This window comes from Paracoccus tegillarcae (assembly GCF_002847305.1).
GTDB lineage: Bacteria > Pseudomonadota > Alphaproteobacteria > Rhodobacterales > Rhodobacteraceae > Paracoccus > Paracoccus tegillarcae.
Window position 1 is genome coordinate 919,259 of record NZ_CP025408.1, and the last position, 23,519, is coordinate 942,777.

Sequence of the window (23,519 nt, forward strand, 5' to 3'; positions counted from 1 at the left end):
CGCATATGGCACAGATCCCCTCAAAACAGCAGATCCTTGACTGGGTCGCAGAGCACCCCGACGCGAGCTCGAAGCGCGATATCGCCAAGGCCTTTGGCATCAAGGGCGCCGAGCGGATCGAACTGAAACGCCTGCTGAAGGAACTGGAGGCCGAGGGCAAATTCGAACGCCGCCGCCGTCAGTATCAGGATGCCGAAAAGCTGCCACCGGTGACGGTCTTGCGGCTGGAGGCACCGGATGCACAGGGCGATCTTTTCGCGCGTCCTCTGGAATGGCAGGGCGAAGGGCCCGAGCCGCGCATCCTGTTCTCGCCGCTGAAAAGCGATCCGGCACTTGGGCAAGGCGACCGGCTGCTGGCGCGGCTTATCCCTGTTCAGGGCGAGGATTATCAATATCAGGCGCGCTTTATCCGCCGCATCAGCGTCTCGCCGCAAAAGATCATCGGTATTTTCCGCAAGGATACCGAGGGTGGCCGCATCCTGCCCATCGACAAGGGTCAGGACAAGGAATGGCGCGTCAAGGCCGATGCCACCCACGGCGCGCAGCCGGGTGAACTGGTCGAGGCCGAGCAGATCGGCCCCAAGGGGCGCATGGGTCTGCCGCTGGCACGGGTTACGGAACGTCTGGGCGATCCCTCGGCGCCACGCGCCGTCAGCCTGATCGCCATCCACCAGCACGGCATCCCCGATGAATTCCCAGACAAGGTGCTGGCCGAGGCAGAGGCCGCAAAACCCGCCACGATGAAGGGCCGCGAGGATCTGCGTGATCTGCCGCTGATCACCATCGACCCGGCGGATGCACGCGACCACGATGACGCGGTTGCAGCCATTATCGAAGAGGATGGCGGCGCGACGGTTTGGGTCGCGATTGCCGACGTGGCCTACTACGTCCGCCCCGGCACCGCACTCGACCGCGAGGCATGGAAGCGCGGCAATTCCAGCTATTTCCCCGACCGGGTCGTCCCGATGCTGCCCGATGCACTTTCGGGCGATCTGTGCAGCCTGCACGAAGGCGTCGACCGCCCGGTCATCGCCGTCAAGATGCGGCTGGACCCGCAGGGCAACAAGGCCGGCCATTCCTTCCATCGCGGCATGATGCGCAGCCCGGCCAGCCTGTCCTATGAACAGGCTCAGGCGGCGGCTGACGGCAATCCGGATGAACAGACCGCGCCGCTGGTCGATGCGGCGATCAAGCCGCTGTGGCACGCGTATGACCTGCTGAAACAGGCGCGGTCGCGCAGGCAGCCGCTGGAACTGGACCTGCCCGAACGCCGGATCGAGCTGATGCCGGATGGCCGGGTCAAATCGGTGAATTTCCGCGAGCGTTTCGATGCGCATAAGCTGATCGAGGAATGCATGGTGCTGGCCAATGTCGCCGCCGCCGAGGAACTGACCCGCCGCCAGCGCCCCTTGCTGTTCCGCGTGCATGAGGAACCGACACTGGAAAAGATCGAGGCCCTGCGTGAGGTGGCGCAGTCCTCGGGCTTTAATCTGGCCAAGGGACAAGTGCTGCAGACCAGCCATCTGAACCGGCTGCTGGGTCAGGCAGAGGGCAGCGACTTTGACGAGTTGATCAATATCAGCACCCTGCGGTCCATGACTCAGGCCTATTACCACCCGGAAAATTACGGCCATTTCGGACTGGCCCTGAAAAGCTATGCGCATTTCACCAGCCCGATCCGGCGCTATTCCGATCTGGTCGTGCACAGGGCGCTGATCACGGCGCATAAATGGGGCAAGGACGGGCTGTCGGAGGGGGAAATCGATCGCCTGCCCGAAACCGCCACCCATATCAGCGAAACCGAGCGGCGCAGCATGGCCGCCGAGCGCGACACCACCGACCGTTATCTGGCGGCCTATCTGGCCGACCGCGTGGGCACGGAAATGACCGGCCGTATCAGCGGCATCCAGCGGTTCGGGGCGTTCATCAAGCTGGATGAAACCGGCGCTGACGGTCTGTTGCCCATCCGCGAGATCGGCAACGAATATTTCCACTTCGATCCCGAGGCACAGATGCTGATCGGGTCGGAAACCGGGCTGGAGATCGGCATCGGTCAGCGCGTCACCGTGCGGCTGGCCGAGGCGATCCCGACGACCGGCGGCCTGCTGCTGGAACTGATCGAGCTGGAAGGCAACACCCTGCCGCAGGGCCCGCGAAAGAGCAAGCGCGGCCGCCCGCTGCGCCGCAAGCCGACTCAGGCCCGGCTGGCAGAGGTCAAGCGCGCCGCGAAACGCAAACGTAAGCGCCGCTGACCGGACTGGCAGATTGCCGCCCCTGCGCTGCAATCTGCCCGGTTCATCGGCCTTGTGGCCGGTCGGCGAAACTGCCACCCTTTGTCAAATCCAGATGACAGGAGGGCGTAATGGCCGATCTTCAGGATAAGCGGAAATTCTATATCAATGGCGCTTGGGTGAACCCCACGACGCCCAATGACCTCGAGGTGATCGACCCCACCACCGAAGAGCCGGTGGCTGTGATCAGCCTGGGCGAACAGGGCGATACCGACGCGGCGGTCGCTGCGGCCAAGGCGGCCTTTCCGGCCTGGTCGGCGCTGCCGCCGGCTGAACGGCTGGCCTATGTCGAAAAGCTGCTGGCGGTGTATCAGTCACGCACGCAGGACATGGCCGATGCGATCACCCATGAGATGGGTGCGCCGGCCGATATGTCGCTGGAAGACCAGACCGGCGCGGGCAGTTCCCACATACAGACCTTTATCGACACGTTCCGTGATTTCGAATTCATCCGCCCGCTTGGCGCGCATTCGCCCAACAGCATGGTGGCATGGGAACCGATCGGGGTCGTGGGGCTGATCACGCCCTGGAACTGGCCGATGAATCAGGTCACGCTCAAGGTGATCCCGGCGCTGCTGGCCGGTAACACGGTGCTGCTGAAGCCCTCGGAAATCGCGCCGCTCTCTTCGATTGTCTTTACCGAAATGGTGGATGAGGCAGGCTTTCCCGCCGGTGTGTTCAACATGGTGAACGGCGATGGCCAGGGTGTTGGAACGCAGATGTCCACCCATCCCGATGTCGATATGATCAGCTTTACCGGCTCGACCCGCGCGGGAATCGCCATCACCAAGGCTGCCGCCGATACGGTAAAGAAAGTCGCGCTGGAACTGGGTGGCAAAGGCGCCAATCTGGTCTTTGCCGATGCCGACGAAAAGGCGGTGATCCGCGGCGCAAGGCACTGCTTTTACAACAGCGGCCAGTCTTGCAATGCGCCGACCCGGATGCTGGTCGAACGCTCGTCCTATGACAAGGCGGTCGAAACCGCAGCGAAAGTGGCCGAGGAAACTGCCGTTGCCTCGGCGCATGAGCCCGGAAAGCATATCGGCCCGGTCGTCAGCAAGCAGCAATGGGACAAGATCCAGGGGCTGATTCAGGCGGGCATCGACGAGGGCGCGCGTCTGGTCGCCGGCGGCACTGGCCTGCCCGACAGCGTCAATCGCGGCTATTTCGTCCGCCCGACGGTCTTTGCCGACGTGAACAACGACATGACCATCGCCCGGCAGGAGATCTTTGGCCCGGTGCTGACGATCATCCCGTTCGACAGCGAGGAAGAAGCCGTCGAGATCGCCAATGACACGATCTACGGGCTGACCAACTACGTTCAGACGCAGGATGGTGCACGCCGCAACCGGGTGGCCCGCCAACTGCGCTCCGGCATGGTCGAAATGAACGGTGAGGGCCGTGGTCGCGGCTCGGCCTTTGGCGGGGTCAAGGCGTCAGGCCGTGCACGCGAAGGCGGTGTCTGGGGCATCGAAGAGTTCATGGACAGCAAGCAGATCTCGGGCTGGGATACCGACAACTGAGACTGCGCGACGCAGGGCAGCGGGCGGCAGACGCCCCGCTGCCCTTGCGGATCAGGCCCGCTCATGCCCGAGGGCGAAGCCTGTGGGGGTTAGCCCAAGACCGACCAAACGGTGACTGGAAGGTCCAGAACGAAGCTGCCACAAAGAGAACGAGTATAATCCCGGCGTGACGGCAGGTCGCCGTCGCACCACGTAAATGTAGCGAATTTCGATGGCCCCGACCCCGACCTCCATGCCTGATCTGCCGCCACCGCCGGACGATGCCGCGCAGGCGCGTGTGCTGGCGCGCAGTCCGGCACAATCGTTTCGCAATGGCATGGTGCAATCCCTGCCGTTTCTGGTCGTGCTGATCCCGTTTGGCCTGCTGTTCGGCGTCATCGCCAGCGAGGCCGGGCTGGATCTGCTGCAGATCCTGGGCTTTTCGGTTCTGGTGCTGGCCGGCGCATCGCAATTTACAGCCGTGCAACTGCTATCTGACAACGTACCCGCGCTGCTGGCCGTTGTGTCAGCGCTGGCAGTCAATCTGCGGATGGCGATGTATTCGGCCTCGCTGGTGCCTTGGCTTGGTTCGGCGCCGGGCTGGCACCGAAGCGCGGTCGCCTATCTTCTGGTCGATCAGACCTATGCGCTGGCGATCCAGAAATACGAGTTGAACCCGCGCCTCAGCCTGAAACAGCGGCTGGCCTATTTCTATGGCGCGGCGGCGGCGATGTGTATTCCCTGGGCGATCTCCAGCATGGTGGGGGCAACGGTGGGCCGTGCCATCCCCGAGACGATCGCGCTGGATTTCGTCATCCCGATCACCTTTCTCGCCATGATCGCGCCAATGCTGCGCACATGGGCACATCGCATCGCGGCACTGGTCGCGGTTGTCATGGCGCTGGCATTGTCCTGGATGCCCGCCGGCACCGGCCTGTTGATCGCGGCGCCCATCGGCATGGCCGCGGGCGCGCTGGTCGAAACCTGGCAGGAACGCCGCCAGCGGGGAACGCGATGATCCAGCTATCGGATACGCATATCTGGCTGGTTATCCTGACCCTTGGCGCTGGCACCTTCCTGATCCGCTGGTCGTTTCTGGGTGCGCTAGGCCGCTATGCCATGCCGCAATGGGTACTGCGGCTGCTGCGCTATACGCCGGTGGCGGTGCTGCCCGCACTGGTCGCACCGCTGGTCATGTGGCCCGCCGCAACCGAGGGGCAGGCAGACCCCGCGCGGCTGGTGGCGGCGATTGCGACCATCATCGTCGGGCTGATCTGGAAGAACATGCTGGCCGCGATCATCGCGGGTGCCGGCACCTTGTTCCTGATGCTTCAGTTTCTGGGATAACCGGTGATCTTGCCGTCCTTCTGACGCAGCAAGACGTTGTGGTTGTTGGCCGGATCGCCGTCCTGATGGCGCTTGGAGGTGGCGCCGGGCAGCGTCACGAACCAGTTGCGCAGTGTCAGCGGTGAAAATCCGGTCGGCGCGCCCTCAAAGCCCGGCACCCGGCGCAGAACCTGCCCGGTGCCCACGGCGCAGAAGCTTTTGCTGACCGCGCCCTGCTGTTCAGCCGAGCGAATCGCGGCATCAGCCACAGCGCGGCTGACGGGCACCCGATCCTCGGCCACCCAATAGGTGCTGCGCGCGTGGTAATCGATGTAGAAGTTCTTGAAGTTCGGCGTGATCCCGTACAGCACGTCATGCCGTTCGGGGATGCGCGGATGGTTCCAGGTACCGGCGGGATCAAAGACGACCCGCTGGCTGCCATTGATCAGCAGGGCCGAATGCCCGCCCTCGCCGCGCGGGATACCGATCACGGTCAACAGCGTGATCGAGGGTGGCTCGTCCGAGACATAGCGCGATGCGCGAACGGCCTCGTCGCTGGCCCAGATATTATCGGCCCCGCATGCCGCCAATGGCAGGACTGCCGCACCCACCAGAAATGCCCGTCTTTTCATCACTGCCACCTGCCCGTTCAGCGCGCCTGTTAATTCAGGCGTTCACCAATGCCATGAAGACCAGAACCGCCAAAGAGATGATGACGACCCAGCTCGACACCCGGACAAAACCGGCAAAGGTCTTTTCATGCTGCGTGGTGTCCATTTCACCGTGTTTGTACTCGGTGGTTTCGTGATGCGTGGCCATGCGCCCCTCCGTTTCAGGTTTGGTTTCTGCGATAGCCGATTGCGCGCCGCCTGTCACGCCCCCCACAGCACTGCGCCGTCGCTTTCGCCGACGGCGCTGACTGTGCCCGATTGGCGCAGGCGGTTGATATGGGCCACGGCCTCGACCAGCGCCAGACCGAACTCGCCCTCGCCGATGCGGCGTTTGAAGATGATGTCGAAGCAGCCGACCGCCGTTCTGGGGCCGTCCCGCAGCGCCGAGGTCATGCGATCCAGCGCGCCGATGTGGTTGTCGATCAGTTGCTTGAGCCGCAGTGGCAAACCGTAGAACGGCAGCTTGTGGCCGGGCAGGATCAGGTGGCGATCCTCTGCCAGTTCGGCAAACCGGCGGCACGATGCCAGCCAGTCGCCCACCGGATCGGCCTCTGGCTCGGTCGGGTAGACCCCGAGATTGGGCGAGATCGAGGGCAGCAACTGGTCGCCACCCAGCACCAGATCATCATCCTCGGACCAAAAGGTCGCGTGCTCGGGCGCATGCCCGTCACCCATCCAGACGCGCCAGTCGCGCCCGCCAAAGCTGACCCGGTCGCCGTCGGTCAGCCGGGTAAAGCCCAAAGGCAGGGGATGCACGGAATCGGCAAAGTTGAACGGGCGCTCGGCGGCGCGCCGTTCCAGCAGATCGGAGGGCATCCCGGCCTTGCGCCAGAAATCCAGCGATTGCGGGGACGGCACCCCTTGCTCGTCCAGCACCAGCATTCGCGCGGTCAGCCAGGCGGTGCGGCTCATCCACAGCTCGGCATCCTGTTGGGCCATGAACCAGCCGGCCAGCCCGATATGGTCGGGATGATGATGGGTGCCGATCACCCGGCGGACCCGGAGACCCCGCAACGGCCCGTCGATCAGACCCTGCCAGATCGCCCGGCTGCGCCGCGAATCAAAGCCCGTATCAACGATGGTCCAGCCGTCGCCTTCGTCCAGCGCATAGACATTCACGTGGTCCAGCGCCATCGGCAGGGGCAGCCGCATCCACAGCACGCCCTCGGCCATTTCGATGGCTTCGCCCTCACCGGGTGGCTGCTCATGCGGATAGCGGATCACGCGCCAAAGGCCCCGGCAAGCTGTTCGTCGGTGATGGCACCCAGATCTTCCAGCCCCGCCTGCGCCTCGATCAGATCGGCGGCATAGCGCGGCAGGATGCGGGTGATATAGATCCGCGCCAGCGTGACCCGGCCCGCATCGCCCGTCTGCGCCGCCCGCAGGTGGAACCATGCGCCCAGCACACGCGCAAAAGCATCCAGATAGGGCACTGCGCCGGCAAAGCGGTCCTGCAGATCACGATCCACCATTGCCTGAGTGGCCTCGAGCAGGTTTTCGGCCGCGCGCCAGACCTCGCCGGCCAGATCGGGGAAATCGCCCTGCGCGGCCTTGGCGGTGTCCATCACCTCGTCCAGCAGGCGGGTTGCAGCCTCGCCACCATCCGACAGCTTGCGGCCAACCAGATCCATCGCCTGAATGCCGTTCGTGCCCTCATAGATCGGAGTGATCCGCACGTCGCGCAGATATTGTGCAGCACCGGTTTCCTCGATGAAGCCCATGCCACCATGAACCTGAATGTTCATATCCGCCACCCGGCAGCCGACATCGGTGCCATGCGCCTTGGCGATGGGCGTCAGGAATGCTGCACGGGCGGCGCATTCAGCGTCATCCGTAGCCCGCGCCATGTCGGTGCTGACAGCCGTTGCCAGACAGATCGAGCGGGCGACAAAGACCTCGGCCCGTGCCGTCGCCAGCATCCGGCGCACATCGGCATGGCGGATGATCGGGCCGAACTGATTGCGCTCGATGGCATAGGCCACGGCCTGCTGCAGCGCCGCCTCGGCGACGCCGACGCCCTGCACGCCCACGCCCAGACGTGCCGCGTTCATCATGGTGAACATCGCGGCCATGCCGCCATGCTCCTTGCCGATCAGCCAGCCGGTCGCGTCTTCATAGCTCATGACGCAGGTCGGGCTGCCGTGGATGCCCATCTTGTGTTCCAGCGACACGACCTTGAGGCTGTTTGCCACGCCCGGATTGCCATCGTCATCGGGAATGAACTTCGGCACCATGAACAGGCTGATCCCCTTGGTGCCCTTGGCCCCGTCAGGCAGCCGCGCCAGAACGGCGTGACAGACGTTTTCCGTCACATCGCTGTCGCCCCAGGTGATAAAGATCTTTTGCCCGGTGATCTTGTAGGTGCCGTCGCCATTGGGTTCCGCCTTGGTGGTCAGCGCGCCCACGTCGCTGCCGGCCCCCGGCTCTGTCAGGTTCATCGTGCCGGACCATTCGCCGCTGTTCAGCTTGGGCAGGTACAGCGCCTTCATCTCGTCGCTGGCATGGTGTTGCAGCGCGTCGATCTGCCCCTGCGTCAGCAGAGGATTGAGTTGCAAGGACAGGCAGGCCCCCGACATCATTTCGGCCACGGCCATGTTTAGCGCCTGAGGCAGGCCCATGCCGCCATAGTCGGGGTCCGATGCAAGGCTGATCCAGCCGCCATCCGCAATCGCGCGGAACCCGGCATCGAAACCGGGCGAGGATCGCAGCTTGCCGTTTTCCAGTCGTGCCGGTGTCAGATCGCCAACACGGTTCAGCGGCGCCAGTTCGTTATCGGCCATCTTGCCGGCTTCATTCAGGATCGCATCCACGGTTTCGGTCGTGGCCTCGGCAAAGAGCTCGGTCTCGGCCAGCTTTTGAAAGGGCACGATATGATTGAGAATAAAGGCGATCTGGTCGACGGGTGCGCGATAGGTCATGGTTTTCCCCCTCGGTTCGGCTTGGCAAAGATGCGTGGCCGGCCTATGCAGATGTGACGCAACCTTAGCGCGCGTGCAACCGTCAGCAACCTAAACCCGGCGTCACCTATGAAAACCCAGCGCCTCGCCCAGGACGAAAGCGGAATTCTGCTTGCCGCTGATTTGCTGCGTCAGGGCCAGACCGTCGCGATCCCGACCGAGACCGTATACGGTCTAGCTGCCGATGCCCGGAACGGTCAGGCCGTCGCCGCGATCTATGCGGCCAAGGGGCGGCCCAGCTTTAACCCGCTGATCGTGCATGTGGCGGGGCTGGATCAGGCACGCACCATTGCCGATCTGCCGCCCGCCGCGTTGGAACTGGCGCAGGCCTTCTGGCCCGGCGCGCTGACGCTGGTGCTGCCCTTGCGCGCGGATGCTGGCATCGCCTCGCTGGTGACGGCGGGGCTGGATACGGTGGCAATCAGGGTGCCCGCCGCGCCGGTGGCACAGGCGCTGCTGGCCCAGTTCGACGGGCCGCTGGCCGCACCGTCTGCCAATGCTTCGGGGCGGATCAGCCCGACAACGGCGCAGCATGTGCTGGACCCGGATGGCGGGCTGGATGGCCGTATTGCTGCTGTGCTGGACGCGGGCCCCTGCCCCGTCGGGATCGAGTCGACGATCATCGGCTGGCCGCATGGCCGCGCCGCGCTGCTGCGACCGGGCGGCTTGCCCGCCGAGGCGATAGAGGCCGCGATTGGCGGAGCTCTGCTGCGCCCAGAGGCCGATCCCGATGCGCCCACCGCACCCGGCCAGTTGACCAGCCATTATGCGCCAAACGCCGCATTGCGCCTGTCCGCCGAGGTGCCCCGCGCCGGCGAAACCTATATCGATTTTGCCCGCGCCGGCGAGTTTACGCTGTCGGCCACAGGCGATTTGACCGAGGCCGCCGCAAGACTGTTCGACACGCTGCGCCGTGCGGACAGTATGGGCCAGCCCATCGCCGTGGCCCCGATCCCCGATCACGGCTTGGGTGCGGCAATCAATGACCGCCTGCGCCGCGCGGCTGCACCGAGGGGTTAGGCGGCAACATAAGCGGCGCGCAGTACGAAAAACGCGGCCCCCGGATCGAGGGCCGCGTTTTCATGTCATCAGGCCTGCGCCTTATTCTGCCGGCACAGCGTCCAGATCGCCGGTTTCAGACAGCGGATGCGGCAGATGTGCCAGCATCTCTTTCGGCGTGACCTGCAGGAAGTTCGGCAGTTCCTCATCCCAATTCTGCAAGATTTCTTCGGCCCGGCGCGATTGGGTTTCCTTGAGATGACGTTCGATCAGTTCCTTCAGCTCGGCCTCCCAATGAGCCTGGCCGACAGGGTTCATCACCAGCGATTCGGGGTTGATATAGGCACGCGCCAGCCCTTCAGGATCGTACAGATAGGCCATCCCGCCCGTCATACCGGCCCCGAAATTGGTGCCGATCCGGCCAAGAATGACAGCAACGCCGCCAGTCATGTATTCGCAGCCATTGGTGCCACAACCCTCGACAACGACGGTCGCGCCGCTGTTGCGCACCGCAAAACGTTCGCCCGCGCGACCTGCGGCAAAGAGTTGACCAGCCGTCGCCCCGTAAAGCACCGTGTTGCCGATGATGACATTTTCCGCCGCGTTCAGCGGGCTGATCATCGGCGGACGCACGGTGATGGTGCCCCCCGACAGACCCTTGCCGACATAGTCATTGGCATCGCCGCTGACCTCGAGTTTCAGGCCCGGCGCGGCAAACGCCCCCAGTGACTGGCCGGCACTGCCGGTCAGCCGCACGGTCAGGTGGTCGGGCTGCAGTTTGTTGCGCATCCCGAAGGTCTGCACGATCATGCTGGATGTGCGCGTGCCGATGGTCCGGTGCGTGTTCCGCACGGCATAGCTAAGCTGCATCTTTTCGCCGTCGCTGAAAAAGCGTTCCGCGTCGCGAATGATCTCGGCGTCCAGCGTGTCGGGCACCGCATTGCGCGGCTTGCTGCGGTCATAAACGATCTTGTCGCTGCCATCGACGGTGATCAGCAGTGGGTTAAGGTCCAGATCATCCAGATGCGCGGCACCGCGGCTGACCTGCGTCAGCAGATCAGCACGACCTATCACCTCGTCCAGCGAGCGTGCACCGATCTCGGCCAGAATTTCCCGCACTTCCTGCGCGTAGAAGGTGATCAGGTTGACCACCTTGTCGGCGCTGCCGTTGAACATCGCGCGCAGTTTTTCGTCCTGCGTGCAGACGCCCACCGGGCAGGTATTCGACTGGCACTGACGCACCATGATGCAGCCCATCGCGATCAGCGCGGCGGTGCCGATGCCGTATTCCTCGGCGCCCATCATCGCCGCCATGACGATGTCACGGCCGGTCCGCAAACCGCCATCGGTGCGCAGCGTGATACGGTCGCGCAGCCGGTTCATGGCCAGAACCTGATGTGCCTCGGTCAGACCCATTTCCCATGGCAGACCCGCGAACTTGATCGAGGTTGCGGGCGACGCACCCGTACCGCCGTTGTGACCCGAGATCAGGATCACATCGGCCTTGGCCTTGGCCACGCCCGCCGCAATCGTGCCAACGCCGCTGGAGGCCACCAGCTTGACGGTGATCTTGGCGCGCGGGTTGATCTGTTTCAGGTCATAGATCAGCTGCGCCAGATCCTCGATGCTGTAGATATCGTGGTGCGGCGGCGGTGAAATCAGCGTCACACCCGGCGTCGAGTGGCGCAGGCGCGCGATCAGCGCGGTGACCTTCATGCCGGGCAACTGTCCGCCCTCGCCGGGCTTGGCGCCCTGAGCGACCTTGATCTCCAACTCCTCGCAGGCGTTCAGATACTCTGCGGTCACGCCAAAGCGACCCGATGCAACCTGTTTGATCTTGGCCGACGGATTATCGCCATTGGGCAGCGGCGTGTGATGCGCCGGATCTTCGCCACCTTCGCCGCTGTCGGATTTAGCACCGATGCGGTTCATGGCGATGTTCAGCGTCATATGCGCCTCGGGCGACAGCGCGCCCAGGGACATGCCCGGCGTCACGAACCGCTTGCGGATCGAGGTGATGCTTTCGACCTCTTCGATGGGCACGGGTTTGCCAAACGGCTTGATGTCCAGCAGATCGCGGATGTGGATCGGCGGGTTGGCCCGCATGGTTTTGCTGAACTGTTTCCACGTGTCGTAGGACGCCCTTTCGCAGGCCACCTGCAACAGCTTCATGGTGTTGGCTTCCCAGGCGTGTTTTTCGCCGCTGCGACGCAGCTTGTAGAAGCCGCCAACGGGCAACAGATCCACGTTCTCGGTGTGGAAGCCTTTGTTGTGGATGTCCTCAAGCTTGGCCTGCAAACCGTGCAGACCGATGCCGGAAATGCGCGAATGCATACCGGGGAAATATTCCGCCACCATCGCACGGGACAGGCCCACGGCCTCGAAGTTCAGACCACCGCGATAAGAGGACAGGACCGAGATGCCCATCTTGGCCATGATCTTCAGCAGGCCCGCATCGACGGCGTCGCGATAGCGGCGCATATTGTCGATCAGGCTGCCAGCCAGCAGGCCACGGTCGATCCGATCCTGGATCGAATCCTGTGCCAGATAGGGGCTGACTGTGGTGGCACCGCCCCCGATCAGCACCGCGAAATAATGCGGATCGATACATTCGGCGCTGCGCACGTTGATCGAACAGAACGTCCGCAAGCCCTTGCGCGTCAGCCAACTATGCACGGCGCTGGTCGCAAGGATCATCGGCATGCCGATGCGGTCCGTCCCCTGCTCTTCGTCGGTCAGCACGATGTGACCGGCACCTGAACGCACGGCGTCCTCGGCCTCGGCGCGGATGCGCGCAAGCCCCTCGCCCAGAGCATCCTGGCCGGCACCGTCAGAGAAGGTACAGTCGATCACGGTGACCGAACTGTCGAACATCTTCATCATCTCGTCGAATTCGCCATTGGCGACGAACGGCGTCTCGAGCAGCAGGATCTCGGTCTGGCTGCTGCTTTCATCCAGCACGTTCTTGAGGTTTCCGAACCGGGTCTTGAGGCTCATGACGCGTTGTTCGCGCAAGCTGTCGATGGGCGGGTTGGTGACCTGGCTGAAATTTTGCCGGAAGAAATGCGACAGCGGCCGGTATTCTTTCGACAGGACCGCCGCGGGCGTGTCATCGCCCATCGAAGCCAGCGACTCCTTGCCATCCTCTGCCATGGGCGACAGGACGTGTTCCAGTTCTTCCATGGTGTAGCCGGCAGCGGTCTGACGGCGACGCAGTTCTTCGCCTGAATAGCGCGAAACCTCGGGCAGATCGCGCATTATGTCGTTCAACTGCACGACCTTTTCGATCCACTCGCCAAAGGGCTGGCTTTGGGCAAGCCGGTCCTTGATCTCGGAATCGCTGTAAAGCTTGCCGTCCCACATATCGACGGCGATCATCTGGCCCGGGCCAAGCGCGCCTTTTTCGCGCACCGCCGCCTCGTCGGATGGCACCATGCCGACCTCGGACCCGGCGATCAGCATGTTGTCGCCGGTAACCACATACCGCATGGGTCGCAAGCCATTGCGATCAAGACCACCACAGACCCAACGGCCATCGGTCATGGCCAACGCGGCAGGGCCGTCCCACGGCTCCATCACAGAGTTGCAATAGGCGTACATATCCGCCCAGGCGCGGGGCATATCGGTCGTCGCCTTGGACCAGGTTTCCGGGATCAGCATGGTCTTGGTCATCGGCGCACTGCGCCCCGAGCGAACCATCACCTCGAACACCGCATCCAGCGCCGCGCTGTCTGACGACCCGCCCGGCACGATCGGCTTGATATCTTCGGCCATCTCGCCAAATGCACCGCTGGCCATGCGAATTTCGTGGCTGCGCATCCAGTTCAGGTTGCCCTTCAGCGTGTTGATCTCGCCGTTATGGGCCAGCATGCGGAAGGGCTGGGCCAGCCACCATTGCGGGAAGGTGTTGGTCGAATAGCGCTGGTGATAGATGGCGAAGGCGCTTTCGAAACGCTCATCCTTGAGGTCGGGATAAAACTCCGCGACCTGCTCGGCCAGCATCATACCCTTGTAGATGATGCTGCGGCATGAGAGCGAACAGAAATAGAGGCTGCCCATCTGTCCGGCCAGTGCGGCCTTTTCGATGCGGCGGCGGATGATATACAACTCTCGCTCGAACTGGACATGGTCGATGTCCTTTTCGCAGCGGATCAGGATCTGTTCGATTTCCGGACGCGTGGAGTTGGCCTTTTCACCCAGCACCGCCGTGTTCACCGGCACATGCCGCCAGCCATAGATATAATGACCCATCCGCAGCACTTCGGATTCCACGATGGTCCGGCAGCGTTCCTGCGCGCCGAAGTCGGTGCGCGGCAAAAAGACCTGACCAACGGCGATCAGCTTGTCATTGTCGGGCTCGTGCCCGGTGCGACGGATCTGGTCATAGAAAAACGGCACCGGGATCTGCACATGGATGCCCGCGCCGTCGCCGGTCTTGCCATCAGCATCCACCGCGCCGCGATGCCAGATCGCCTTGAGCGCGTCGATGCCGTTCTGCACGACCTTGCGGCTTGGCTTGCCCTCGATATCGACCACAAAGCCGACGCCGCAGGACGAATGCTCGTCCTCGGTGCGATAAAGGCTGTTTTCGGCCATGAAATCGCGGCGGGCTTCTTCGTCGGCGACCCAATTTTCGTCAAACGCAGTCATGGCTTGCTCCTGTCTTGATCGCTGTCCAGCAGCGGAAATTTGGCGACGCAGTCGGCGCGCGTCAGCTGACGGCGCCCGGGCGCGCCTGCATAGGCAAAGCTGTCGGGCTTATGGTCGATATAGATTTCGCTGCTCAGCACAAATCCATTGGGATCATCGAACAACCCGAGCGGGATCGAATACTTGCCGCCGAATTCGCTGTCTCCCGTCATCCGGAAATACAGGTTCGAGCCGCAATCGGCGCACCACGTTCGTTCGGCCCAGTCACTGCTTTGTCGCCGGGCGATATGGTCCTGCCCCTGCCAATCGACCTGACCCTCCGGCACATCGACCTCCAGCAGGGCAGAGCCCATCCAGCGGCGACAAGTTTCGCAATGACAGACGCCAAGCGTCAGCGGGACATCACGCGCCGCAAACCGGACGGCCCCGCACGCGCAGCCACCCGTTGCTTTGGCCCGGACCTGCGCCGCGCTCACGCGTCGCCCCCGCGAACGGCCCGCGCCATCATCATGTCGCAGTCATATTTCGGCTCTGTCTCGCCAAAGCCCGGCTGCCCCGGAAAGCTGAAATCGACCGGGCTGTCATTCGTCGTGCCGGAATCACCGGTCCAGTCGCTGAACTGCTCGACCCCGCCATAAAACCGGCCATTGGCACGGCTGATGAACTGCTGGCCGCTGCGCTGGATCAGCACCTCGCCATTGCCGTCATAGGTGTTCAGTTCAAAGCGGGTCGTTTCAAGCTCGATCCCGTCGATCACAACCGTCTCTCCGATCAGGCGGTCATGCCCGACATGGCGCAGCCGTTCGCCGGTATTCGATTCGGTCCAAAAGTCGAAATCGTCGCGCCCCGTCGCCAGCAGTTCTGAGAAACTGGCATGGTCGTTGGCCTGCTCGACCAACGTGTCAACCACGCCGGTTTGCGGATTGCTGCTTTCGATCCAGCGCGTCTCGGCGTCTATGGTGGACATATGGATCATGCCGTCCTGCCCGAATATCGCCGAATGCTGTATGCCCGCGGGATCAGCCTCGCAGCGATAGATCTGGCTGACCGTGCAGCCCCGGTTCTGGATCGACATTTCCAGACGGCAGCCCTGCGGCGCGGTAAAGGTCGCGGCGCCGGCCTGCGACGCGAACAGATACGCCGTCAGCAGTCCCGCCCCAAGCGCGACTGCCGCCGCGCGGTTCCCGGATATGACTTGCGCCAATGCTGTGTTCTTGCGGTGCAACATGATCACCCCTATTCCGCAGCGACGCGGGCCTCGCCCGTCAAGAATGTCTCGATGGCATCGGCGGCCTCGCGGCCATCACGGATGGCCCATACAACCAGCGAGGCACCGCGCACGATATCGCCAACCGCATAGACGCCGGGAAGGCTGGTCCGGTGCGTGCTGAAATCGGCCTTGATCGTGCCCCAGCGTGTGACGTCCAACCCGTCGGTGCCCCACAGCTTGGGCAGATCCTCGGGTTCAAAGCCCAGCGCCTTGATGACCAGTTCGGCGGGCTCGTCATAATCGGCGCCTTCGATCAGTTCGGGGCTTTGGCGGCCACTCACGTCGGGCGCGCCAAGCCGCATCTTCTGAATGCGGACGCTGGCGATTTGGGCCACGTCATCGACATCGCGTTCCTGCGCCTCGGCGGCAACGCCGGTCACATGGCCGGTAAAGGCACCGGGTGCGGACAGCCAGACGAATTCCACGCCCTCTTCTTCAGCGTTCTGCACTTCGCGCTGCGAACCGGGCATGTTCGTGCGGTCGCGGCGATAGAGGCATTTCACCGATTGCGCACCCTGACGGATCGCGGTGCGGACGCAATCCATCGCCGTGTCACCGCCGCCGATCACGACGACGCGCTTGCCGTTGGCGTCCAGTTCACCATCCGCAAAATCCGGCACGTCATCGCCGAAATCCACCTTGTTGCTGGCAGTCAGATAGTCGATGGCACGCACGACACCGCCGGCCTCGGCATTGTCGATGTCCAGATCGCGGGTCTTGTAGACACCCGTCGCAATCAGCACCGCGTCATGCTTGCCACGGATCGCGTCAAAGCTGATATCCTCGCCAACATTGCAGTTCAGCACGAACTCGACGCCGCCATCCTCCAGCAGCTTGTTGCGGCGCAGAACGATGTCCTTTTCCAGCTTGAAGCCGGGAATGCCGTAGGTCATCAGGCCGCCCGCGCGGTCATAGCGGTCATAGATCGTGACCTGAAAACCCTTGCGCCGCAGCGAATCCGCCGCCGCCAGCCCGCCCGGCCCCGCACCGATGATGCCGATGCTTTCGGTCCGTTCGTGACGCGGTGAAACGGCCTTTACCCAGCCTTCTTCCCAGGCGGTATCGGTGATGTATTTCTCGATGGCGCCGATGGTCACGGTGCCGTGGCCGGACTGTTCGATGACGCAATTGCCTTCGCACAGACGGTCCTGCGGACAGATACGGCCACAGATTTCCGGGAACGTATTGGTGGACTGGCTGACATGGTAAGCCTCTTCCAGCCGGCCCTCGGCGGTCAGACGCAACCAGTCGGGAATATTGTTGTGCAGGGGGCAATGCGACTGGCAATAGGGCACGCCACACTGGCTGCAACGGCCCGCCTGCTCGGCCGCCTTGGCCGCCGCATATTCCTGATAGATCTCGTGGAAATCCTCGCTGCGCTCAGCCGCGTCCCGCTTTGCCGGCATTTCACGCTCGGTCGAGACAAACTTCAGCATTTTCTGCGTGGCCATGGCTGCGCACCTTCTTTTCCGGAAATCCCCACGGATCGGAATAAATCAGCCTGTCAGAGATTAAAAGTCAGTACTACTTACCTAAATGCAAGATATTCGCCTTGCCGGAGGAAAAAATTGCCACGCCGCAGCAAAATTAGGTCAGTACAAGTTACATACCCGCCGCCAAGGCCAGCAATGCAAGGCTGCCGACAATGATTCGCCACCACGCAAACAGTCGATAGCCATGCTGCGAGACATAGCCAAGCAGCCAGCGAACGACCAGAATCGCCGTCAGGAACGCGCAAACAAAACCCACGGCGATGTCACCCAGAGCCGCCGCGTCCAGCACGTCGCGATTCTTGTAGAAATCATAGACAAAGGCCCCCAGCATGGTGGGCATCGACAAGAAGAACGAGAATTCAGCAGCCGAGCGTTTGTCGGCGCCCATCAGCAAGGCGCCAACAATGGTCGCACCGGACCGAGAGACGCCGGGGATCATGGCAAGGCACTGGATCAGGCCGATCTTGAAGGCCATGGGCAGCGGGAATTCCTCTGCCTGATGATAGCGCGGATCGGTTGCCATCCGGTCGACGAACAGCAGCACGATCCCGCCCAGTATCAGCATCACGGCAATCAGCATCGGCGTCTCGAACAGCACCGTCTTGATGATGTCATGCGCCATCACCCCAATGACAGCCGCCGGCAGAAAGGCCAGCAGCACAGCCATGATGAACCGGCGCGCACGCGGATCATGCGGCGCGCTGCTGAAGATCCGCCATAGCCGCGTGGCATAGACGCCGAGGATCGCCAGGATCGCGCCCAGTTGGATCATCACCTCAAAGGCATTGCCGGGCGAGTCGAATCCAAGGAAATGGCCGGCCAGCAGGACATGGCCCGTCGATGAGACAGGAATAAACTCGGTCAGCCCTTCGAGCAGACCAAGGGCGGCGGCAACAATGGTATCGTGATTCATCAGTTTTGACGCATATTCTTCGCAGAGGCCTTGATCGCGTCATACTGACCCGAAGGCCGGAAGCGCCACAGATAGCTGTCGATCACAGCCGCGGGGGCAATCGGTTCGATCCCCAGATCGTCAAAGCCGGCAGCATCATCTGAGACGACGTTATCCTTGCGCAGCAAATGCAACTGGTCCCGCGTGATCAGCTTGTTCTTGAAAAGGCCGAAGGTAACGAATTGCAGGATATCCAGAATGCCCGCGCCAATACCCGCCAGCCAGAAGGGCAGGTTCACGATGGCCCGGCGGCGATCGACGGCCTTGACCGTCATCTGCATCAATTCGCGAACGGTCAGGATATCAGGGCCGCCCAGTTCATAGATGCCCGGCGCCGCCTCGCCATTCAGGCCCTTGGCGGCGGCTTCGGCCACGTCCTCGACATAGACCGGCTGCATGCGGCTATTCCCGCCGGCGATATTCACCACGGGACCAAAGCGGGTCATCCCGGCGAACTGGTTGAACAGTTCATCCTCGGGCCCAAAGATCACAGAGGGGCGCAGAACCACGGCATCGGGGCGATGTTCCAGCACCGCGTCCTCGCCGCGCGCCTTGGCGGCAACGTATTTGCTGTCGGACTCGGCATCGACGCCAATACCCGAAATATGCACCATCCGCGGCACGTTCATCTCGGCCGAGATCCGCGCGATGTTCTCTGCCCCCTCGACCAGAACATTCTCAAGGGTGCTTTTGCCCTGTTTCTCGGTCAGGTTGACGCAGTTGATGACGGCATCTGCTTCCTGCATCGCCAGTCGAACTGAATCCGCATCGCGAATATTGCAGAGCACAGGAACGACCTGACCAACGGCACCATAGGTGCGGGTGAACAATGCCTCGTCCGGGCGGCGGACCGCGATACGAACGCGCCAGCCCTGATGTGCCATCAATTGCGCGACATAGCGCCCGACAAAGCCCGACCCGCCATAGATCGTCACCAGTTTCGCCATGCCCTCGCCCCTTTTGCTGTCGTGCGGTGCTATTGGTTCAATACCCAAGGCCGGGGGGCGCGACAAGTCGGGTAGCCCCTTGAGCAGCAGAGAAACCGATATCAGCCGGTCTCAGTTGCGCGCTTATGCACCAGATCCGCCACGCGATAGGCGTTCGCAGCAATGGTCAGGCTGGGATTGCTGCCATTCGACGTCGGCATGAATGACGAATCAGTGACATAGAGATTGTCGATGCCGTGAACCCGGCAATCAGGGTTCAGCACGCTGGTCCGGGGATCAGTGCCAAAGCGCAGGGTGCCGCAGGGATGCGCAAAGTTCAGCACCGGGGCCTGATACAGAAACATCGTGCGATGCTTTGAAAAGGCCTTTTTCATGGCCTTGCGGAACGCCGCGCGGCGGCCAAGCAGTTCTTCGTTGAAACTGTACCTGATGCCGATACGGTCGGGGTCGGCAGGGTCGGCAATGATCCGGTTGTCGGCATATGGCAGGTCCTCCATCACGCCGACGAAAACCTTGGCCGGACCAAGCCCGCGCATGACCCACCAGGGCGCAAGACGTAGCAAGGGCCGCATCGGCTTTGCCCGGCGCAGCCGCGAGGCATCAAAGCGCTGGCGCAATGCATGCAGGATCAAGCCATAATCCGAATCTACGCCCATGGACTGGATCAAGCCGAAACGATTGCCGTCCTGGAAATACAGATCGCGCAGGCTGATCGCGCGGCTCGGTCCGGTCGAACGGACGCCGTCATTCGGCCAGATCGCAATCAGTTCACTGAGATGAAACATCAGGTGGCGGCCAACCAGATCATGCGCGTTGCCCAGGCCATCCGGCCAATCCACGCTGGTCGATCTCAGCATCAGCAGTGGCGACGCCGCCCCACCCGCCGCGAGAATGTAAAAGCGGGCGCTTAGCGAAAAGTCATGCCCGTCCCGCCGGCAGTGAACGCGCTGAACCTGCTGACCGGCCTCTATCCGCGTGACATCGCAGCGGTCCAGCAGTTCTGCCCGGCCGGTTGCAAGCGCGGGCGCCACCCCGGCCGAACGACCGTCCATCTTGCAGTTGCGCGGACAGGGATATCCAAAGCACTGAAGGCAATCTTCGCGAAACTCCGCCGCGATATGGGTCTGATACGGGTGCAGGCCCCCGGCGCGAAAAGACGTCGCCAGCGCCTGATCGATAGCCGTCGGCGCGCGCGGTGAACGCAGCATAGGTGCCGCGATGGTGCTCAGCGGGTCCGTCTCGCCGCTGATCAGAAAATTCCGCTCGGCGATGTCGAAATAGGGCTGCATTTCGCTATAGCCGACGGGCCACCCGTGGGTCGGGTGCGGGCGCTCTTGCGAATCGTCCAGATCATGCGGCTCGGGCCGTTCCAGCGTCGCGGCATAGGCCCGCGAGGTGCCGCCGACGCATGCCGACATGATGTTGTCCAGTTCCATCGCGCGGCCATCAACCACCGCCCGGACCGGCAGCGGCCAACGGCCAGCCGACAGGCGATCGTGTGGATCGGCCAGTTCGACGTCACTGGACACATGCGGCTGCCCATCGAGGTCTGGGCCCTTTTCCAGCATCAGCACCGACAGGCCGGCCTCGGCCAATCTGCGAGACACACTGCCGCCCCCGATACCTGTTCCGATAACGATGACATCCCAGTGCCGGGACGATATTTCGTCAAGCTTCACTTGGGCAGTCATTCCACTTCCAATCGGATACGCACGGATAGCCAGGCCCCATCACGGATCAAGAGGAACCATTTTCAAACCGTTCTGTCATCTGCATATTTAGTCAGGTTTACGGTCGCGCAAACAGGATGTGCAGATCTTTGCGAGTTTTCCTTGATCGACCATTGACACCCCCCAAGAGTAACCGTAATCACCGCCCTCACGCGACCTGCCCAGGTGGCGGAATTGGTAGACGCGCACGGTTCAGGTCCGTGTGCCGCAAGGCGTGGAGGTTCGAGTCCTCTCCTGGGCACCAAAAAACCCGCAACGCATTGTCGTTGCGGGTTTTTGCTTTTTTGGCGTGATCGCACGCCATCGCCCTGCCCCTCCCCTTCGATGCCTGCCGATGGCAGGCGAAGGCCGCTGGTCCAGCAGGGTTTGTCGTTGCGGTTTCGCGCATTAGGGCACGCGGGTTCCGCCTGCCCTCAACTGATCGCGAATTGCTCGAACAGACTGGATTTGCGTGAGCATTCGGGCCATAGGGGGCGCAACGCGACCAAGACGAGCAGAGAAAAGATGAGTATCCACCTGTACCAGAACGACCTGCCAGACGGCCTGGACCTTGGCCCGGTCGTGGCGATCGACACGGAAACCATGGGGCTGGATCCCCGCCGCGACCGCCTTTGCCTGGTTCAGATGTCCTCGGGCGATGGCGATGCGCATCTGGTCCAGATCGAGCGCGGCCAGACCGAGGCCCCCAATCTGGTGGCCCTGCTGATCGACCCCAAGGTGCAGAAACTGTTCCATTTCGGCCGCTTCGACATTGCCGCGCTGGAAAACGCCTTTGGCGTGGTGACCGCGCCGGTCTGGTGCACCAAGATCGCCTCCAAGCTGATCCGGACCTTTACGGATCGTCATGGTCTGAAATACCTGCTGAACGAGTTGGTCGGCGTCGATGTCAGCAAGCAGCAGCAGACCAGCGATTGGGGCGCGCCCGAACTGACGGATGCGCAGCTGGAATATGCGGCATCCGACGTGCTGTACCTGCACAAGCTGAAAGAGGCGCTGGAAGAACGGCTGAAGCGCGAAGGCCGGATGCGGCTGGCGCAGGCCTGTTTCGATTTCCTGCCCGCGCGGGCGCATCTGGACCTGCTGGGCTGGGGGGATGAAAAGGACATCTTTCATCACTAGATGACGGATCGGACCAGCGGCGCTTTGCCCCGGTCCGCAGAGAATATTCAAAGACCAAAGCAGGGGCCGCGACTTGGCTGACTATATCGAAACCGCCCGCAGGGTGATTGACACAGAGGCCGATGGGCTGGCGCAATTGTCCGCCGGCCTCGGCCCGGATTTTTCGCGCGCGGTCGAGGTCATTCTGGCGGCGCGCGGCCGGGTGATCGTTTCGGGCATGGGCAAGTCGGGCCATATCGGGCGCAAGCTGGCGGCGACGCTAGCCAGCACCGGAACGCCCGCGCAATTCGTTCATCCCGCTGAGGCGAGCCATGGCGATCTGGGCATGGTGACGCGCGATGATGTTGCGGTGGTTCTGTCCAATAGCGGCGAGACGCCCGAACTGGCCGATCTGATCGCGCATACGCGGCGCTTTTCGATCCCGCTGATCGGCGTCGCGGCCCGGCGCGATTCGACCTTGTTGCGGCAGTCCGATGTGGCCCTCGTGCTGCCTGCGGCAACCGAGGCCTGCGGCACGGGGATCGTGCCCACCACCTCGACCACGATGACGCTGGCGCTTGGTGATGCGCTGGCCATCGCGCTGATGGAGCATCGTGAATTCACCCCCGAGCATTTTCGCACCTTCCATCCCGGCGGCAAACTGGGGTCACGATTGGCCAAAGTCGGCGATCTGATGCACCCGGACGAGCCGCTGGTCGATGAGAATGCGGCGATGACCGATACTTTGCTGGTCATGAGCCAAAAGGGCTATGGCGTCACCGGCGTCACCGATGCGGGCGGGCGCTTGACTGGCATTATCACCGATGGTGACTTGCGGCGGCACATGGACGGGCTGCTGAACCACAGCGCCGCCGAAGTGATGACCCGCAATCCGCGCACCATCGAGCCGGACGCATTGGCCGAGGCCGCGCTGGCCGAGATGCAATCGCGCATGATCACCAGCCTTTTCGTGGTCGAGGACGGCCGGCCCATTGGCATTCTGCACATCCATGACTGCCTGCGGGCAGGCATCGTCTAGGTCATGACGCGCACCCGCATCGTTCGCTGGTTGCGCGTGCTGTTGCCGCTGATCGCGCTGGCGATCCTGTCGACATTGTTCCTGTTGTCCAAGGAACCCGACGAAGACCCGACCATTCCCTATGCCGATGTGGATGCCGCCGATATGGCGCGCGACCCGCGCATGACCTCACCGGACTATGCCGGTGTCACTGCCGATGGTGCCGCGATTACGCTGCGCGCCAACGAGTTGCGCAATGGCGACGGTGGCCAGGGCAGCGCCGATGGGTTGCGGATGACCCTGCGCGCCGCCGATGGGCTGGCGGCGGACCTGACCGCACCCGACGCCATGATCGAGGACGGCATGATCCGGCTGAGTGGCGGGGTACGGATGACCACTTCGACGGGTTGGGCGGTGACCACACCCAATATCGACAGCGCGACCGACCGCGCGCTGATCGAGGCCCCCGCCGAGGTGAACGCCTTTGCCCCGTTTGGACAACTCTCCGCTGGCGCGATGCAACTGACGCGCGACGCGCCAGATGGTGATCACGTCTTGAATTTCACCGATGGCGTCAATCTGATATACCAGCCCTGACCTGCCGAAAGGAACCAG

At 62.9% G+C, this 23,519-nt stretch carries 19 protein-coding genes and 1 tRNA gene; 9 read left to right on the top strand and 11 right to left on the bottom strand.

Annotated features, from left to right (window positions below):
• Positions 1–5 precede the first annotated feature (5 nt).
• The 4 genes from rnr (at position 6) to CUV01_RS04655 (ending at position 5,140) form a co-directional block, all read left to right on the top strand.
• A complete protein-coding gene (rnr, locus tag CUV01_RS04640; RefSeq protein WP_101459437.1) occupies positions 6–2,252 on the top strand; it encodes a ribonuclease R in 2,247 nt (748 codons plus the stop codon).
• A gap of 110 nt (positions 2,253–2,362) precedes the next feature.
• On the top strand, positions 2,363–3,814 hold the full coding sequence (locus CUV01_RS04645; protein ID WP_101459438.1) for an aldehyde dehydrogenase family protein: 1,452 nt from the start codon (positions 2,363–2,365) through the stop codon (positions 3,812–3,814).
• A gap of 211 nt (positions 3,815–4,025) precedes the next feature.
• The gene (locus CUV01_RS04650; RefSeq protein WP_232962517.1) at positions 4,026–4,811 is read left to right on the top strand and encodes an AzlC family ABC transporter permease; all 786 of its coding nucleotides are present in this window, start codon (positions 4,026–4,028) and stop codon (positions 4,809–4,811) included.
• A complete protein-coding gene (locus CUV01_RS04655; RefSeq protein WP_101459440.1) occupies positions 4,808–5,140 on the top strand; it encodes an AzlD domain-containing protein in 333 nt (110 codons plus the stop codon). The genes CUV01_RS04650 and CUV01_RS04655 overlap by 4 nt, the downstream gene beginning before the upstream one ends.
• Here the strand turns inward: CUV01_RS04655 and CUV01_RS04660 are convergent.
• The 4 genes from CUV01_RS04660 to CUV01_RS04675 are packed head-to-tail and all read right to left on the bottom strand — an operon-like array spanning position 5,125 to position 8,708.
• Positions 5,125–5,751 carry a hypothetical protein gene (locus CUV01_RS04660; RefSeq protein WP_101459441.1) on the bottom strand — a complete coding sequence of 209 codons (627 nt, stop codon included), beginning with the start codon at positions 5,749–5,751 and terminating at the stop codon, positions 5,125–5,127. The two genes, CUV01_RS04655 and CUV01_RS04660, sit on opposite strands and share 16 nt — an antisense overlap.
• Before the next feature lie 34 nt (positions 5,752–5,785).
• Entirely contained in the window at positions 5,786–5,938 is a 153-nt protein-coding gene (locus CUV01_RS04665) for an aa3-type cytochrome c oxidase subunit IV (protein WP_101461870.1), read from the bottom strand.
• A gap of 53 nt (positions 5,939–5,991) precedes the next feature.
• Entirely contained in the window at positions 5,992–6,963 is a 972-nt protein-coding gene (locus CUV01_RS04670) for an MBL fold metallo-hydrolase (RefSeq protein WP_101461871.1), read from the bottom strand.
• A gap of 47 nt (positions 6,964–7,010) precedes the next feature.
• Positions 7,011–8,708, bottom strand: a complete 1,698-nt coding sequence (locus tag CUV01_RS04675) for an acyl-CoA dehydrogenase family protein (RefSeq protein WP_101459442.1) — start codon at positions 8,706–8,708, stop codon at positions 7,011–7,013.
• Positions 8,709–8,816: 108 nt separating this feature from the next.
• Between CUV01_RS04675 and CUV01_RS04680 the strand changes: the two genes are divergently transcribed.
• Complete coding sequence (locus tag CUV01_RS04680; protein ID WP_101459443.1) at positions 8,817–9,767, top strand: L-threonylcarbamoyladenylate synthase; 951 nt, start codon at positions 8,817–8,819, stop codon at positions 9,765–9,767.
• Between the two features lie 81 nt (positions 9,768–9,848).
• Here the strand turns inward: CUV01_RS04680 and gltB are convergent, their stop codons facing one another.
• The 7 genes from gltB to CUV01_RS04715 form a co-directional block, all read right to left on the bottom strand.
• A complete protein-coding gene (gene gltB, locus CUV01_RS04685) occupies positions 9,849–14,396 on the bottom strand; it encodes a glutamate synthase large subunit (protein ID WP_101459444.1) in 4,548 nt (1,515 codons plus the stop codon).
• Positions 14,393–14,872 (bottom strand): GFA family protein, encoded by a 480-nt coding sequence (locus tag CUV01_RS04690; RefSeq protein ID WP_101459445.1) that lies wholly within the window; start codon positions 14,870–14,872, stop codon positions 14,393–14,395. Before CUV01_RS04690 ends, gltB begins: the two co-directional genes overlap by 4 nt.
• On the bottom strand, positions 14,869–15,624 hold the full coding sequence (locus CUV01_RS04695; RefSeq protein ID WP_232962521.1) for a hypothetical protein: 756 nt from the start codon (positions 15,622–15,624) through the stop codon (positions 14,869–14,871). The genes CUV01_RS04690 and CUV01_RS04695 overlap by 4 nt, the downstream gene beginning before the upstream one ends.
• 8 nt (positions 15,625–15,632) lie before the next feature.
• Positions 15,633–17,117, bottom strand: coding sequence for an NAD(P)-dependent oxidoreductase (locus tag CUV01_RS04700; protein WP_101459446.1), 1,485 nt, complete (start codon positions 17,115–17,117; stop codon positions 15,633–15,635).
• Between the two features lie 151 nt (positions 17,118–17,268).
• Positions 17,269–18,072 (bottom strand): undecaprenyl-diphosphate phosphatase, encoded by an 804-nt coding sequence (locus tag CUV01_RS04705; protein WP_101459447.1) that lies wholly within the window; start codon positions 18,070–18,072, stop codon positions 17,269–17,271.
• Positions 18,072–19,058, bottom strand: coding sequence for a complex I NDUFA9 subunit family protein (locus CUV01_RS04710; protein WP_101459448.1), 987 nt, complete (start codon positions 19,056–19,058; stop codon positions 18,072–18,074). Before CUV01_RS04710 ends, CUV01_RS04705 begins: the two co-directional genes overlap by 1 nt.
• A gap of 101 nt (positions 19,059–19,159) precedes the next feature.
• Complete coding sequence (locus tag CUV01_RS04715; protein WP_338418338.1) at positions 19,160–20,665, bottom strand: GMC oxidoreductase; 1,506 nt, start codon at positions 20,663–20,665, stop codon at positions 19,160–19,162.
• 282 nt (positions 20,666–20,947) lie between these two features.
• Between CUV01_RS04715 and CUV01_RS04720 the strand changes: the two genes are divergently transcribed.
• The 4 genes from CUV01_RS04720 (at position 20,948) to CUV01_RS04735 (ending at position 23,501) form a co-directional block, all read left to right on the top strand.
• A tRNA-Leu gene (locus CUV01_RS04720) sits at positions 20,948–21,032 on the top strand.
• Positions 21,033–21,292: 260 nt separating this feature from the next.
• Positions 21,293–21,907, top strand: coding sequence for a ribonuclease D (locus tag CUV01_RS04725; RefSeq protein ID WP_101459450.1), 615 nt, complete (start codon positions 21,293–21,295; stop codon positions 21,905–21,907).
• A 73-nt stretch (positions 21,908–21,980) separates the two neighbouring features.
• A complete protein-coding gene (locus CUV01_RS04730; RefSeq protein ID WP_101459451.1) occupies positions 21,981–22,925 on the top strand; it encodes a KpsF/GutQ family sugar-phosphate isomerase in 945 nt (314 codons plus the stop codon).
• A 3-nt stretch (positions 22,926–22,928) separates the two neighbouring features.
• Complete coding sequence (locus tag CUV01_RS04735; RefSeq protein WP_101459452.1) at positions 22,929–23,501, top strand: hypothetical protein; 573 nt, start codon at positions 22,929–22,931, stop codon at positions 23,499–23,501.
• Positions 23,502–23,519 lie beyond the last annotated feature (18 nt).

Coding starts and splice junctions, on each gene's coding strand:
- rnr (WP_101459437.1), top strand. CDS start 6: ATGGCACAGATCCCCTCAAAACAGCAGATCCTTGACTGGGTCGCAGAG.
- CUV01_RS04645 (WP_101459438.1), top strand. CDS start 2,363: ATGGCCGATCTTCAGGATAAGCGGAAATTCTATATCAATGGCGCTTGG.
- CUV01_RS04650 (WP_232962517.1), top strand. CDS start 4,026: ATGGCCCCGACCCCGACCTCCATGCCTGATCTGCCGCCACCGCCGGAC.
- CUV01_RS04655 (WP_101459440.1), top strand. CDS start 4,808: ATGATCCAGCTATCGGATACGCATATCTGGCTGGTTATCCTGACCCTT.
- CUV01_RS04660 (WP_101459441.1), bottom strand. CDS start 5,751: ATGAAAAGACGGGCATTTCTGGTGGGTGCGGCAGTCCTGCCATTGGCG.
- CUV01_RS04665 (WP_101461870.1), bottom strand. CDS start 5,938: ATGGCCACGCATCACGAAACCACCGAGTACAAACACGGTGAAATGGAC.
- CUV01_RS04670 (WP_101461871.1), bottom strand. CDS start 6,963: ATGGCCGAGGGCGTGCTGTGGATGCGGCTGCCCCTGCCGATGGCGCTG.
- CUV01_RS04675 (WP_101459442.1), bottom strand. CDS start 8,708: ATGACCTATCGCGCACCCGTCGACCAGATCGCCTTTATTCTCAATCAT.
- CUV01_RS04680 (WP_101459443.1), top strand. CDS start 8,817: ATGAAAACCCAGCGCCTCGCCCAGGACGAAAGCGGAATTCTGCTTGCC.
- gltB (WP_101459444.1), bottom strand. CDS start 14,396: ATGACTGCGTTTGACGAAAATTGGGTCGCCGACGAAGAAGCCCGCCGC.
- CUV01_RS04695 (WP_232962521.1), bottom strand. CDS start 15,624: ATGTTGCACCGCAAGAACACAGCATTGGCGCAAGTCATATCCGGGAAC.
- CUV01_RS04700 (WP_101459446.1), bottom strand. CDS start 17,117: ATGGCCACGCAGAAAATGCTGAAGTTTGTCTCGACCGAGCGTGAAATG.
- CUV01_RS04705 (WP_101459447.1), bottom strand. CDS start 18,072: ATGAATCACGATACCATTGTTGCCGCCGCCCTTGGTCTGCTCGAAGGG.
- CUV01_RS04710 (WP_101459448.1), bottom strand. CDS start 19,058: ATGGCGAAACTGGTGACGATCTATGGCGGGTCGGGCTTTGTCGGGCGC.
- CUV01_RS04725 (WP_101459450.1), top strand. CDS start 21,293: ATGAGTATCCACCTGTACCAGAACGACCTGCCAGACGGCCTGGACCTT.
- CUV01_RS04735 (WP_101459452.1), top strand. CDS start 22,929: ATGACGCGCACCCGCATCGTTCGCTGGTTGCGCGTGCTGTTGCCGCTG.